Here is a 14810-nt window from a genome sequence, read left to right as displayed (position 1 = left end):
TTCCGCCACGTTCGCCGAGAAATCCCGCCGGGCAGGAGCCGCCAGCGGAACGACCCGCTCGTCTGCTCCCCGCTCGTCTGCTCCGTCTGCTCGCCCGCTCCGCCGTCCCGTTCGCCCGCTCGGCTCGTTCCGCTCGTTCCGCCCAGCGGCGGCGAGCACCAGACGACCGAAGGCGACGCGTGTCCATCGATGGATGTACACGCAGGTTCGTCTGGCGGTAGGAGATCACGGTCTCCTGCCGCTGGAAGGCTTGATGCGTGACCACACGTATCGACGCGCTGGACGTGCTGCGGGGTGTCGCCATCATGGGCACCCTCGGCACGAACATCTGGATCTTCACCGATCCGGCGGGCCCCGCCGGAATACTCGCCATGGGCGGCGCGCCGGGCACGGTGGAGACCCTCCTGCGGTTCCTGTCCAACGGCAAGTTCCTCGGGCTGCTGACCCTGCTGTTCGGCATCGGGCTCGAACTCCAGTACCGCAGCGCCGTGCGCAAGGGCCTCACCTGGCCGGGAAGATACCTGTGGCGGGCCGCCCTGCTCTTCGCCGAGGGACTGCTGCACTACATCCTGATCTTCGAGTTCGACGTGCTCATGGGGTACGCGATCACCTCCATGGTCGTCGCGTACCTGATCGGCAGAAGCGAGCGCACGGTGCGGATCTGGATGGTCGCGGCGGGTACGGTGCACGTCACCCTGGTCGCGCTGCTGACGCTGGCCCTGCTCGCGGAGGACGCCCCCGGCGGCTCAGGGGCCGTCACCCTCTACAGCCAGGGCGGCTGGACCGACCAGGTGGCCGCGCGCCTGGAGCACGTCCTTCTCCTGCGCGCGGAGCTGGTCTTCATCGTGCCCATGGGGATCGTGCTGTTCCTGCTCGGCTCGCGGCTGCTGCGGGCCGGGGTGTTCGAGGAGCGGGGCGCGGGCCTGCGCAGGAAGCTGGCTCTCGCCGGGCTCGGAGTGGCCGCCCCGCTGAACCTGGTCACGTCCTTCGCGGGCCCCGCGTGGTTCGCCGTGGACCGCTACATCCTGCCGCCGCTGGTCGCGCTGGGCCTGCTCGCGCTGCTCACCTCGATCGTGCTCGGCATGAAGGGCGCGCCGGGCGTCATGCGCAGGGGACTGGCCGGCGTCGGCCGTACCGCGCTGTCCTGCTACGTCTTCCAGAACCTGGCGGCGAGCGTGCTCTGCTACGGCTGGGGGCTCGGCCTGGCCGTCCGGCTCGACGGGCTGCGGCCCTGGTGGGTGCCCGTCGCATGGGCGGCCATCTGCCTGCTGTTCATGACGCTGACCTCCCTCTGGCTGCGCCGCTTCGACCGCGGACCGCTGGAGCTGGCCTGGCAGTGGGCCTACCAGGCCCCCTGGAGGCGGCAGGCCGAACTCCAGCGGTCGTGACCGGACGCCCGTACCCGCGCCGCGCCGCCCGACCAGCCGAGCGCCCGCCGGGGCGATGGCCCAGGACCCCTCGGTCTACGCCGGCACGAACGGGGAGGAACGGCCGGGCCCGGAGCCGCTGGGGCGCTCCGGGCCCGGCCCATGCCGTCCGGCGATCAACCGGCCTGCCAGGACGCCCGCACCAGGGCCCGCTCGGTCGCGGCCAGGTGGGCCGCGGCGGCCAGCCAGGCCCACGCGTAACGATCGGTGTCCGACTCGGCCAACCGGCCGAACACGTCGCGAGCCCTGCGGTCGGCCTCGGCGGTGAGCGCGGTCACCAGGTCCGCCGCGGCCAGGAACCCCGCACCGCGCAGGGCGGCCGCCTGCGCGCGGGCGTCGCCGTTGCGCGCGGGTTCGGCCACCGCCCTGCGGCCGCCGGCGACGGCCAGCTCGACCAGCCGGCGTACCCGCCAGAGCGGCGCGCCCGCCACCGGATCGACGCGTTCCTCCGCCCCCTCCATCCGGTACGGCAGGCAGGCGTCATCCGGAGGCAGGTGCGAGCGTTGCAGGCGGTCGTAGCCGAGGTCGGCCCGATCGTGCCAGTCGGCGGGAAGGCGCAGGGTCGCCTCGGCGCCCGGCACCGGACCCACCGCCAAGGGGATCAGGGTGGCCGCCCGGTCCGGATCGACCCGGCCCACGACGCGCACCAGCATGCCGGGGCGCGAGGCGAGACGTCGCAGGTTGTCGAGGTGGGCCAGGCCGGGGTGCCGGCCGGCGGGGACGAGCCGGATGAGCGGGCCGCCGGGCCGCGCCGGCCGGACATCGTCACCGGCCAGGCCGCTCGACGGGGCCCGCCACACCGGATCACCGTCCGCCGGGCCGCCGGGTGGTGCCTGAGGGGTGGGACCGTCGGCATCCGCGCCCGCGGTGGCGGCGGGCCACAGCTCGCGGGCCAGGACGGCGTCGCCCGCCGTACCGACGATCACCAGATCGCAGCCGACCGGCTCGCGGGCCGCCTCCGCCTCGCTCCACCCGTCGTCGGACAGCCGGGCGGCGGCGGACTCGGCCAGGGGACGCGCGAACAGGGCAGCCAGCGGACCGGCCGTCCACGGGATGCCGGTGAGCGGAGTGGCGCGCACCCCGCGGCCCGCGCCGAGGCGGCCGTCGGGCGAAACGGTCGCTCCGACGATCAACAGGCCCGCCCGCGCCAGCTGGGCATGGCTCAGCATGGCCGAGCCGATGGCCACGGTCGCGGTGGCCGCCCCGCGCGCGCGAGCGGCCCCGCCCGGTTTGACGTCGGCGACCGAGAACCACCGGCCGTCCTCCGCGACGAGGTGGGTGACCACGCCGCCGTAGCCGGTGGCACTGATCACCGGCTCCCTGAAGACGCCGTGCGCCCGCAGGCTCCCGCCCTGCTGGTAGCTCCGGCGAACGCTGCCGACCAGCGCGGGATCAGGGTCCGCCAAAGCCAGCCGGCCGGCGGTGAGCAGCAGCTCGCGCAGCGCGGACACCAGGTCGGCGAGACGGTGACCGTCGTGGCGTTCGCGGGCCGCGCGCAGACCGCGCACGACGCGTACGGCGGCGGCCTCGGCGTTGGGCAGGCCGGCCAGCCGGGCGGTGTGCGCTGCCCTGAGCAACTCGGCCTGCGGAACCGCGCCCGCGGCGGGCACCCCGGCGGACAGCACCGCCGCGGCGGCGGCCCACAGCCCGGCCGCCGCGGCCACCTGCGCCGCACTCGGCCCCGCGCGGGATGGATCGCCGGCCTGGGCGGAGCCGTCCGTCCCGGTGGGGGACCCGGAACCCGCGCCCCCGCCGGCCGTCGCCTCCGCGCCCGAGCCCGCACGGGTGGCCGGTGCCGTGCCGGCGGAGTCCGCGTGGGTGGCCGGACTCGCGCCGGAGTGGGCGCCGCCGGCCGGTGCCGCACCGGAGCTCGCGTCGGGATCCGTGCCGGTGTCGGTCATCTCTCCGGCGGCGACCTCTCCGGTGTCGGTCTCTCCGGTGCCGGCCGTCTCTCCGGCGGCGTCGGCCACGGGGCAGGCGCTGAGAACGGCCGCGCGGTGCAGGCACCGCGGCGACAGCAGGCAGCTGCACCGCGCCTGGTCCTCCTCGAGGATCGCACCCGACGTCCCCGGCGAGAGTGTCACGACCGCGTCCTCGCCGCAGCGGATCGTGATGCCGTCGCCGTCGGCGACGGGGGACACGGCGGCGTACTGCTCGACCGCCGCGTCCAGCTTCTTGCGCAGCCTGGAGGTCAGGACCTCGACGGCCGCGGCCACCACGTGCGGCGCCACGGGCGGCAGGGCGGGGGGAACGGTTGGCGTGGGGGAGTTCACCTGGCTTCTCCGCGGAGGCGGTCGCCCACCCAGCGGGCGAGGGCGAGCGGACTGAGGGCGGCGACCGGCATGCCGGCCGCGACGAGCTGCTGGGCGACGGGCAACGAGTAGCGGGGGACGCCTTCGTCGTCGAGGGCGGCGCAGCCCAGCAGGTGGACGCCCGACCCGACGAGCGAACGCACCTCGCCGAGAAGGCCGCCCAGGGGGTATCCCTCCTCGAAGTCGCTGACGACCACGACGAGCGTACGGCTCGGCACGGTGACCAGCGAGCGGGCGTGAGACAGCCCCGCCGCGATGTGCGTACCCCCGCCGACCTGCACCTCGAGCAGGAGGGAAAGCGGGTCGGCGACCCTGTCGGTGAGGTCGATCACCTGCGTGGAGAACGCCAGGAAGTGGGTGGAGAGCGTGTGCACGCCCGCCAGGACCGCGGCGGTCAGCGCCGACCACACCACCGAGGCCTCCATCGAGCCGGACACGTCCACCACGAGGATCAGCCGCCAGTCGGCCTCCTGGCGGGCCCGGCTGTTGAACACCGGCCGTTCGGGGACCACCACGAGCCGTCCGTCGCCCATGCGGCGCGTGTGGGCCAGGTTCGCCCGCAGCGTGCGCGGCAGGTCGAGCCTGCCACCCGGACGGCGGGTCGGACGCGGGTTCGCCACCCCGGTCAGCGCCGGCCGGAGCCGGGTGGCCAGCTCGCGGGTGAGCTCCGCGACCAGATGGCGGACCAGCGGCCGCAACGTGGCCAGCCGCTGCTCGGGCAGGCCGCCCGCCAGCGTCAGCACCGAGGTCAGCAGCTCGATCGACGGCCGCACCGCGCCGGGGCGCAGAACGTCGAGGACGTCGGTCCTCCCGGCCTCGGCCGCTCGCGCCAGGACCTCCTCCCGCACGTCCGCCCCGAACAGGGCCTCCAGCTCCTCCGCCCACTCGCGTGCGGTGGGGAAGGAGTCGCCGGTGCCGCCGGGCCCGTCGCTTTCCCCGAAGTCGTCGGCGCCTTCGCCGCGGCCCGCGCCGTACAGCTCGTCCAGCGCTCGCGCGTAGGAACGGGCGCCCGCCGCGAGCCGCTCGGACTCCCGCCCGAGCAGCAGCCGCCACCGGTCTGTCGGCGCGAACCTGCGCGAAGCGTCGCTTGAGGCGGCGGATTCGGGGATCGTCAGGGCTCGGGGTCCGTCGTCCGAGGTGGCGGAGTCGGCGGCCGTCAGGGCTCGGGGTCCGTCGTCCGAGGTGGCGGGCCCGGGGGTCGTCTGGTCCTGCCGTGCCACGAGGAGATCACCGGCCGCCGGGTCCGGTGCGAACGGTAGCCCGAGCGCACGCAGCGCGCCCAGCCCCGCCGTGTCGGCGGCGGCCCACAGGGCGAGCAGCGCGGGCGGAGCCTCCAGCGTCACGTCGAGCCGCCCGCCGAGGCGCGCGGACACCTCGCTCAGCAACCGGGTACGGCCCGCGGGCGCGAGCGTGTCGAACCCGCCCCGCAACGCCGGCAGCCGATCGAGGAACTCCTGGTCGGCCAGCGCGTCGATGCGGTCCATGAGCGGCACGAGGGCTTCCGGAGCCGACTGCAGCAGCGGCGCGGCCGCCGTGAGCACGCCGCTCAGCAGGCGGCTGAGGCGTCTGCGGCTGTCGAGGTCGGTCGCGGTGTCGACCCACCCCGCCGCCCTGGCGCCGAGAGCGTCCGGACCGTCCAGGTCGAGCAGGACGCGTGCGGCCATGGCCGCCCCCTGGATCAGCGGCGAGGCGGTGCGCGCGAGCCCGGCCAGCGTGTCGTCCATCCGCAGGCCGAGGCGTTCCTCCCCGGCCCTGGAGGCGAGGGCGACCAGGGCGACCGCGTCCTCCGGCTGGTCGCTGCCCGCCAGGCCGGGCAGCGCGCGTACGGCGGCTTCGAGCAGGGTGCCCGCCAGTTCGGCGGCCTGCTCGCGACCCTGCGGGGTGGTGCCGGGCAGATGCTCGCGGCGCAGTGCCTCCAAAACGTCGAGCGCCTCGAGCAACTCGGCGAGCGTGGCGGCGGCGGGAAGCGTGACCGCGGCGTCGTCGAGACGGGCCGCCACCAGCTCCGGCAGGTCGCAGCGGGCCGCGGCGCGCAGGCCGTCGAGGATCAGCGCGCAGGTGGGCCCGCCGTCGGCGGACTCGCGGCGGAACCTGTCGCGCAGCGTGCCCGCCGCGGCCTGGGCGAGGGTCACCCCGCGAACGCCGGCCAGGTCGAGCCGGGCCGGGACGGCAGGCGTCCACGCCAGCCGCCATTTGGTGGTGAGCGCGCCGGCGTCGCCCGTTCCCGCCACCTCGATCGGCTCGCCGTAGCCCGCCCCGCAGACCAGGAGGCGTCGCAGGGCCACTTCCCTGCGCGCGTCCAGCTCGGAGCGGAGCGGGTCGAGCCGTACCTCCCGATGGTCGGGATCGTCGGGGCACGGCAGACGCAGCGCGGCGAGCTCCGCCTCGACGGCGGGGCCGAGGCCGGAACGGGGCGTGCCGGGGGCGATCCTGCCCCGTTCCGCGCCGACGAGGACGGTCTCCATGGCCTGCGCCAGGGCTCGTCCTCTGCCCAGGGGTTCGCCCTGGCCGAGCACGGTCGTCACCGCCTCGACCAACTCGCCGCGCCCGGGGGCGGACAGGCCGCGCAGCCGCGCCAGGTCGCAGGCCATCCGGAGCGTCTCGACGGCCTCGCCGGTGCCCGCGGTGTGCCCGGCGGCGCGCAGTTGCCGGCACACCTCGGTGATGGCGCGGGCGGCGCCGTCCCTGACCCGCCCGGGATCGCCGCCCGCCGCGAACACCGCCTGCTGCCAGCGGGGGTCGCGGATGCCCGCGGGGTATCCGGACCTCGAGTCGAGCAGGTCGAAGGCGTACGGCACCAGCGAGGTGACGGGTGTGCCGGCCGCCGCCGGCGCCTCTGCCTGGGCGCCGGGCTGGAGGCCGAGCAGGGCCGGGGCGTGGAAGGCGCCGACGACCGCGGCGACGCGGCGCCCGCCTGCCGCTGCTTCGGCGAGCACGCGGCGCATGTGCGCCTCCCGCGCCAGGTCCCTGGCCGGGACGCCGCCCGCCGACTCCGTGCCTGTCTCGGCGTCGCGCCGCAGCGCCCAGCCGACGCCGAGCGCGGCACGGCGCACCGCCTCCGGCTCGCAGCCCGGCGCCAGAACCTCCACGGCCCTGTCCCACAGGTCGTCGCCCTCGCGTCCGGTGCCCGAGGCGGCCAGCGCGTCGGCGAAGGCCACACCCGCCTTCGGGCCGGGCGTGGACGGGTCAGGAGCGGGCAGGCCGGGCGGGTCGGCCGCCTGCCAGCCGGGGTCCGACAGCGGAAGGTCGCAGCAGAGCACCTCGGCTCCCCGCTTCCACGCCCAGCGGACGGCCACCAGCTCGGGCGAGAAGTCGGCGAACGGGTAGAAGCCGAGCCGCCCGTCCACGCCTGACCCGGCGAGGGCGACCGGCGCGACGGTCGCGGGGTCGGCGAGGTGCTGCAGCCACGGCTGGAAGTCGGCGGGCAGCTCGACGCACACCACCTCGGGGTCGGCGGCGTCGAGCAGCGCGGGCAGCGCCACCGCCAGCGCGGGGCTGTGGTGGCGCACCCCCACCACGTACGGCACCGCCGAGGCGGCCAGCGCGGCGACCGCCTCCCTGGGGTCGGGGCCGACCGTGTCGTGGTCCTGGACGGTCACCGGAGGGTCTCCCGCAGGTCCCACAGCCGCCGCCACATCGCCGAGCCGTCCTCGGCGCGGCGCCGTACCGGGCCGTCCCAATAGCCGAGCAGCCGCCCGTGATCGGCCGGGTCGTCCTTGCGGACCACCCCGAGCAGGTGGCCGGGCACCAGGTCGAGGACGTCCCCGCCGGGCAGGTAGGCGGTGGCGACACCGAGGGAGGCCGCGACCTGCACCGCCTCGGCGGTGGACATCACGGTGCCGGGCCGCTCCACGTCCCAGCCCTCGTCCGAACGGCCGGAGCGCAGGTCGCGGAAGACGGTGACCAGCGCCTCGAGCACGGCGTCGTCGACGGCGAAGGCGGCGCCGGCCCGCTGCACGACCGCGGTGGCCTGCCGGCGCACCAGGGAGGTCTCCGCGGCGGCGTCGGCGATGGGATCGACGGTCTCGAAGTTGAAGCGCCGCTTCAGCGCGGCCGACATCTCCGAGACCCCGCGGTCGCGCAGGTTGGCCGTGGCGATCACGGTGAAGCCCGGCGCGGCCGCCACCTGGGCGTCGGGGGTGCCGGCCAGCTCGGGCACGCTGACCCGCCGGTCGGACAGGATCGACACCAGGGCGTCCTGCACCTCGGGCAGGCAGCGGGTGATCTCCTCCACCCTGGCGACGCGCCCGGCGCGCATGGCCGTGAGCACGGGGGAGTCGACCAGCGCGGCGGGACTCGGCCCCTGGGCGAGCAGCAGGGCGTAGTTCCAGCCGTAGCGGAAGGCGTCCTCGGTGGTGCCCGCGGTGCCCTGCACGGTGAGCGCGCTGGTGCCGCACACGGCGGCCGCCAGCAGCTCCGACAGCATCGACTTGGCGGTGCCCGGCTCGCCGACCAGCAGCAGGCCGCGCTCTCCCGCGAGCGTCACCACGCATCGTTCGACCAGCGCCCGCTCGCCGACGAACTTGGCGGCGATCTTCAGCCGGGCCGGCGCGCCGTCGGCGGGCCGCCGGTTCTTCGGCAGCTCCAGCGTCGCGTCGCCGCTGCCGCAGATGAACGTCACCACCGCGCGGGGCGTCAGCCTCCAGCCGGGCGGCCGGGGGCCGTCGTCGTGAGCGGCGAGAAAGGCGAGCTCGGCGGCGTGACGCTCCTCGGCGGGCAGCACCTGCCGGGGCGCGGTCGCCTGGTCCTGTGTCAGGGTCATGAATACACGTCCTCGTCGGTACGGATGTCGGTCAGCGGCGCTTGCCGCGCCTGATCTGGAGCTGGGCGAACCTGGGGGCGTCGCCGTCCCTGACCCGCCGCCAGGCCCCTGCGTACAGGTCGACGGCCGGCTCGGCGGGCACGAGCGGGGTGCGTCCTGCCGTGGTGCCGAACAGCGGTGCCTTCCACTCCTCCAGCGGCAGGCACGGGGACCGCAGCTCGTTCCAGCCGCCGGGCAGGAACAGCGAGCGGCCCGCCCGGTTCCTGGCGGCCTCGACGACCAGGTCCGTGGCGGCCAGCTCGGCGCGGGCCGCCTTGAACCGGGCCGGCTTCCAGCCCGTCCACCGGGCCACGTGGCGATCGGTGGGGTCGGGCATGGCCAGCAGCATCAGGTAGAGGGCCGCGGCGTCCTCGCCGAGGCCGTACTCCTTGGCCGCCTCGACCACCAGGTCGGGCACCGAGCGGGTGGGGTCCTGCGGCCACCACGTGCCGTCGGCGTCACGCGTGCCGGCCACCGGATCGCCGGGGTCGGCCAGCAGCGCCGCGAAGCGCGGGTCGAGGGCGGTGCGCAGAGCGGTCTCGACGGGGAACGGCTGCTCCATGCCGAGCAGGGCGCGCAGGTAGGGGTCGGCGCCGGACGGGTCGAGCAGCGAGGTGCGGATGCCGGGCGCGGGCCGCTCGTCGTAGGTCGCCATGACGAGCGCGCCGTACCTCTCGTAGCCCGTGCCGACCTCGGTCGGCGCTCCGGCGGCCGTCCTGAACGCGGGCAGGTCGACGTACCGGTCGAGGTCGAGCATCAGCTCCGGGTTGGCCAGCCGCGCCCTGACCGCCGCCAGCGCCTCGGGCAGCGCCGCGCGGATGGGGTCTCCCGCGGGCAGCCGGTGGGCGAGCCAGCCCGCCGTGGTGACGACCATGGCGAGCGTGTGCCCGGTGAAGCCGGTGGCCTCCTCGTCGGCGGGCCTGACCCGGTCGCCCCGCACCGTCCAGACCAGGTCGCGGGTCAGCTCGGGCGCGGCGGCGGGCTCGGCCAGCGTGCGCAGCGCCGTGCCGGGCGCACCGACGCCCCGCAGGTCGCGGTTGGCGTCGGCGGTGAGCCACTCGGGGATCGGCATCTGCCGTCCCATGGCGCCGCTCCAGATCGCGGCCGCGCGGGCCACGTCGGGTCCGTCCGTCCAGAGCCGGGCGGGGTCGTCGGGCAGGAGCGCCGAGACGACCGCCCGCCGCAGCCCGTGGTCCGTCCCGCGCAGCTCCTCCTTGGCGATGGCGGCGTCGCCGACCTTCACCCCGAGCGTGGTGCGGGCGTCCTTGGGGAGGAAGCTGCGCTCGTAGCTGTCCACGTACGGCATGCCGGACACGACCAGCCGGGCGAGCGTCAGCGAGACACCGGTGAGCCTGGCGAACTCCTCCGCCGCCGCGGGCAGCCACGGCGCGGGACCGCGCGCGTCGAGCTCGGCGAGGAAGGCCTCCAGCCAGTCGGCCCGCCTCGCCTCGCCGACCGGGCCGGAGGCGACGACGGTGTACGGGGCGGGAACCTCGAACCGGCCCGTGGGGTCGTGGAACAGCGCCGACCACGAGGCGCCCGTGTCGCCGAGCGACTCGCAGAACAGGAAGGCGAGCACCGCGCCGCCGCCGAGCGGCAGCAGCGCGTCCCGCATCTCGCGCCTGTCGCCGTCCGGGGCGAGCAGGTGGCTCTGGTCCAGGCGTAGCGTCATCGTGCGCCACCGGGCCGGATCGGCCGCGACGGGCAGCCCGAACTCGCCGAAGTGGCGCAGCAGCTCGCGCAGGACCGCGCGGTGCTCCGGCTCGCTCACCTCCGCGGCGGCTCGGAACGCCACGGCGGCGAGGTGGTCGAGCAGGCGATCCCACGGCAGGCCCGTGACGGGCAGCTCGGGCTGGTCGAGGTGCAGGCGGCCGGGGGCCGCGGCTTCGGCGCCCGCCGCCACCGCCTCCCCGATGGCCCGCATCCGCCGGTAGGCGCCGTCGGTGTGCCGGCGGTTCCAGACGTTCCTGACGGTGCTGGTGAGCCCGTTGAGTGCCGCTTCGAGCAGATCGTCCGAGGGGCCGGCCGGTCCCTCGTCCTGGGAACGGCCGTCGAGGACCGCCGTGAGCCGCGCCTCGACACCGCGCAGCGCGGCCTGCTGAACGGCGGCGAAGCGCACCACCCCCGCGATGCCGGCGATCAGCGCGTCATGGCTGACCTGCGGTATCGCCGCGCGGATCCGTGCGGGCAGGTCGACGTCGCGGCTCTCGCCCGCCGCCAGCAGGGCGGCCGCGGTGTCCCTGTCGAGGCGGCGCAGGGCGGCCGAGCCCTCCGGGTCCCGTGGCCGCAGGCAGTGCCAGTAGCGCACCGGCGGCAGGATGAGCGTGCCCTCGGCGAAGACGCCGGGAGCGGCGTCGGTCCTGGCCACGGCCGTGACGACACCGTCGGGGTCGGAGAGGCCGACGCGGTAGCTGCTCGATCGCACCAGGGCTCTGGGCCGATCGTCGCCGGGGAAGGTCAGGGCGCGCAGCACGGCGTCGGTGCCGGGCGGCACCGTGACGGTACGGCCGGACAGGTCCTCGCCGCGCAGCGACCCGTCGGGCAGCACCACCACCCGCCAGCCGTACAGGCCGCGCACCGGAACGGCTGCGGGGGTGGGCTCGTCCGAGGACGCCGGCAGGAGCCAGCCCGAGTCGAACGTGCTGCCGGTCGGCGCGGCGCGCAACGCGTCGGCGAGGAAGCCGGGCATGGCCTTCCTGCCCACCTGCCCGTCGGCGGGGTCGAACTCGTACCAGCCGGTGGTGGTGCCGTCGCCGCCGTCCCACGTCCACACCCAGTGGGAGGTGCCGTCAGTGATCACCGACCGCTCGGACGGCACCGCCGTGTCACCCTTGCGCAGCGGCGCGTGGCCGGTCGTGCGCCCGCCGCCGGGCAGCGGCAGGGTGACGGGATCGTCGCCGCGGTACCAGTCGAGCCGGGTGCCGCGGGGGTGATCGCCTTCCACGTGGTGGAGCCGGCCGGGAGAGGTGTGCCAGTATCCGCGCAGCTCGCCGTCAAGCTGGCGGGACTGCCAGTACACGAGCAGCTCGCCGTCCACGTAGTGGAATCCGGCGTCGCCCCAGTCGTCGTCGGCCGGGCGGCGCAGGTCGTGGGTGAGCACCGCGCCGTCGGCCGCCAGCACCCGCGCCTGCGCGGAACCGGCGACGATCAGGTGCGGCCAGGCGTCGGCCACGATCAGGTCGTCGACGTCCTCCTTGCGCACGAGCGCGGCGGCCGCCTCCTCCCACGCCGGCCAGCCCAGCTCGTCGAACAGCCCCGCGCGCAGCGTGCGGGCCAGCACCTCGGCCACGTCGGCGCGCGCGGCCCGCCGCACCTCCTCCTCGGCCAGGGCCAGCGCCTCACCCGGCAGCCAGGACAGCCGCCGCATGGCGTCGGGCAGCTCCGGCAGTCCCGCGGCCGAGGAGCGGGCGGCCACCGAGCGCACCCACGCGGCCAGCAGCGGCCGCCCGCCGGGCGAGGCCGCCAGCAGGCGGGCGGCGCGCCTGCCGTCCTCGTCGTCGGTGAACCGGTCGGCCGCCCGCTGGAAGGGCAGGTGGAAGCGGTCGTCGGCGGCCAGGGCGAGCAGGTCGCGCTGGCCCTCGCCACGCGCCCACTGCTCCAGCAGCAGAGTGTTCGGCTCGGCCACGGGGATGTCGAGGGCGAGCAGCAGGTCGAGCAGGTCGAGGTCGTAGGGGACCCGTAGCGTGCGGCCGGATCCGGCCAGCTCGGCCCGCACGACGCCGGCCAGCCGCTCGACCAGCAGGTAGAGGGCGGGCAGCCGCGGCGGGACGCCCCAGGCGTCGTCGCGGGCCTTCAGGAAGCGCTCGAGCCAGCCGGCGGTACCGTCGCCGGGGCGCTCGCCCTCGGGCACCTCGCCACCGGCCAGGCCGGCGGTGGCGCCGCAAGCCTCGAGGATGTCCAGCCACACCGCCGGCAGCTCGTGGTCGTTCGCCTGCGGCATGACGTTCAGCAGCCTGCCGCGGACCTCGGGCTCGCGCCGGCCCAGGGCGACGATCGCCGCGCGGTGCGCCTTCCACCAGCCGGCCGGGGCCAGCAGGGTCGCGGACAGGTCGAGCAGCCGGCCCAGGAACGCCTGCTCCTCCGCGTCGGCGTCGGCGCCCGCCGCCTTGGCGAGCCGGCGCAGATCGGTCGCCATCTGCGTCGAGGGCGGCAGCCCGCCCGCGGTGCGCCGCACGCACAGCCGCGCGAACCTGCGCAGCGCCTCGTCGGCCGGCAGGCGGGCGGCCAGCTCCTTCGCGTAGCCGGACAGCACCTTCACCGGCAGCGCGCCCGCCAGCGCGAACTCGAGGAACACCGCGTCGAGCCGGTCCTCGTCGATGGCGAGCCCGTGCCGCGCCTCGGCCTTGCGGGCGTGGCCGAACAGCTGGGCGGCGTAGGTGGCGTTCTCCACCTCCAGGAACACCCGGCCGGCCTGCTCGTAGAACGTGGGCAGGAAGTGCGGGACCGCGGCGGCCAGCCTGCCGGCCAGCTCGTGGTAGGCCTCCAGCGCGGCCTTGGGCTTGGACTTCGCCTGCCGCGCCGCGCGCTCCAGCTCAGGCACGACGGCGAGCGCGTGCTGCCCGTCCTCCGGGTGGTGCACCAGCACCCATTCGGGGAAGCCGAGGGACCGCCGCGAGCCGAGCCCGACGACGGCGGGCTCGCCGTCAGGGATCAGGCCCAGGAAGCCCGCGGCCAGGTCCTCCGCCGCGCCGAGCTCCGCGGCGACCAGACGGACCACCACCCGGTCGTCCAGGCCGGGGTGGCGGTAGGCCCTGGTGGTGAGCGGCACCGCCCGCTCGCCGGCCCCCTCGGTGTCCGGCGGCAGCACCGCCCCCGCCTTCAGCAGCTCCTCCGCCGGCGACATCTCCATGGTCACGCGCCCTTCCCCTCCTCGACCCGCCGCCCCGCGTAGAGCGCCGCCGCCATCCGCATCCCCTCCGACCAGGCCACCGGGCCGACCTCGCGCAGCGCGAGCGTGCGGCCGTCCTGGTCACTCCACCGCAGGTCGCCCGTCGACACGTCGTCGTCCCAGTACGGCTCGCCGATCCACACCGCGGCCTCGGTGATGCGCCCGGCGTCGCGCACCCTGCAGGTGGCGTGACCGCCGGACACCCGGTAGCCGAGCGAGGTGGCGCGGGCGGCCAGCCCGAAGCGCGAGTCGAAGCTGCCGCCGGCGAACTCGTTCACCGCGCTGTCCCGCTCGCCCAGCTCGGCGGGCTTGCGCCAGGTGGCGCGGTGGATCTGCTCGACCTTCTGGACCACGCCGAGCTCGGCGGCGAACTCGCGCAGCTCCTCCAGGTCCTGCAGGAGCACGGGGTGCGGCAGGGTCACCGTCCGCGGCGACAGCCGTACGGTCTCGCCGTCGAGGTCGACCACCCGCAGCTCGCCCGCGTCGGTGGCGTCGCGCAGGAAGCCGACCTCGTCGGGATCGTCGCCGACCACGACCAGGTCGCGCAGTGCCGACTGCCACGCCTCGTCGGGCCACACGCGGGCCAGCAGCTCGGTGGGGACGGGCAGCGACGAGACCATCCACGCGTCGACCTGGGCGACGCAGGAGGCGGCGTGCCGGTCGAGCCACTCGGCGAGGCGGCGCAGCCGGTCCACCTCGGGATGGTCTCGTAACGCCTTCGGCAGCGACTTCAGCTGCCGTCCCGCCGCCCTGCCGGCGGTGGCTCTCGCCGCCACCCGGCCCTCGATGAGGGCGACCTCATATCCGTCGCCCGCCGCCAGCCAACCCAACGCTGCCGCCTTTCGCCCATGCCGAAGACGCGGGACGCAGCTCCCGCGGCTGTGATGATGCGCGGAACGCTAGCGGCATCCACCGACAAATGCGCCCGGAAGCCCTGCGGGCGCGGGCTTCCGGACTGCGCGAGAGCCACCGGAGGAGCGGGGGCCACCGGAGGAGCGGGGGCCACCGGAGGAGCGGTGGCTACCGAAGGAGCGGGGCCACCGGAGGAGTGAGGGCTACCGGAGGAGCGGGCGCTACCGGAGGAGTGAGGGCTACCGGAGGAGCGGGCGCTACCGGAGAAGGTCGAGCCGGCGCGGCGAGGGGTGCGGGGTCAGCCGGCGGGTGCTCGCGCACGTTCGGCGCCTCCAGCGGTGAGGATGACGCCCGCCAGCGGGGTCGTGCGTGGTTGGGGGCCCCGGCGCAGCGCGCCGGTCAGCTCGATCCGGTCGGCGATGCCGGGGGGTCGCGTTCACGACGAAGCGGCTGCCGCCGTCGAGCTCGACCGCGAGCGAGGCGTGGCGGCGGCGCCGCCACGGATGAGCGCGCGCCCCGGAGCAGCCGGG

At 76.1% G+C, this 14810-nt stretch carries 6 protein-coding genes; 1 reads left to right on the top strand and 5 read right to left on the bottom strand.

From position 1 onward, the window contains the following. Positions 1 to 257: 257 nt before the first annotated feature. Complete coding sequence (locus ACWDLG_RS38690; protein ID WP_449929596.1) at positions 258 to 1388, top strand: DUF418 domain-containing protein; 1131 nt, start codon at positions 258 to 260, stop codon at positions 1386 to 1388. Between the two features lie 155 nt (positions 1389 to 1543). On the opposite strand, the gene ACWDLG_RS38685 is transcribed toward ACWDLG_RS38690, so the two are convergent. From ACWDLG_RS38685 to ACWDLG_RS38665, 5 genes are read right to left on the bottom strand one after another with little or no spacing between them, the layout of a single operon-like run. After that, complete coding sequence (locus ACWDLG_RS38685; RefSeq protein WP_449929594.1) at positions 1544 to 3700, bottom strand: SWIM zinc finger family protein; 2157 nt, start codon at positions 3698 to 3700, stop codon at positions 1544 to 1546. Next, positions 3697 to 7338, bottom strand: coding sequence for a DUF5682 family protein (locus ACWDLG_RS38680; protein WP_449929592.1), 3642 nt, complete (start codon positions 7336 to 7338; stop codon positions 3697 to 3699). Before ACWDLG_RS38680 ends, ACWDLG_RS38685 begins: the two co-directional genes overlap by 4 nt. Next, positions 7335 to 8501 carry an ATP-binding protein gene (locus ACWDLG_RS38675; protein ID WP_449929590.1) on the bottom strand — a complete coding sequence of 389 codons (1167 nt, stop codon included), beginning with the start codon at positions 8499 to 8501 and terminating at the stop codon, positions 7335 to 7337. The genes ACWDLG_RS38680 and ACWDLG_RS38675 overlap by 4 nt, the downstream gene beginning before the upstream one ends. 31 nt (positions 8502 to 8532) lie before the next feature. Next, positions 8533 to 13389, bottom strand: a complete 4857-nt coding sequence (locus ACWDLG_RS38670; protein ID WP_449929765.1) for a DNA-binding protein — start codon at positions 13387 to 13389, stop codon at positions 8533 to 8535. A 2-nt stretch (positions 13390 to 13391) separates the two neighbouring features. After that, positions 13392 to 14258 (bottom strand): DUF4132 domain-containing protein, encoded by an 867-nt coding sequence (locus ACWDLG_RS38665; protein ID WP_449929588.1) that lies wholly within the window; start codon positions 14256 to 14258, stop codon positions 13392 to 13394. Between the last annotated feature and the right edge of the window lie 552 nt (positions 14259 to 14810).

The sequence above is a fragment of the Nonomuraea sp. NPDC003727 genome, assembly GCF_053586935.1.
Note: the sequence above shows the minus strand (reverse complement) of the source record. Positions and strands in the feature narration are given on the sequence as shown.

Bases quoted from the DNA above. Each gene is read 5' to 3' on its own strand.
- ACWDLG_RS38675 (WP_449929590.1), bottom strand. From the start codon at position 8,501: ATGACCCTGACACAGGACCAGGCGACCGCGCCCCGGCAGGTGCTGCCC.
- ACWDLG_RS38670 (WP_449929765.1), bottom strand. From the start codon at position 13,389: ATGGAGATGTCGCCGGCGGAGGAGCTGCTGAAGGCGGGGGCGGTGCTG.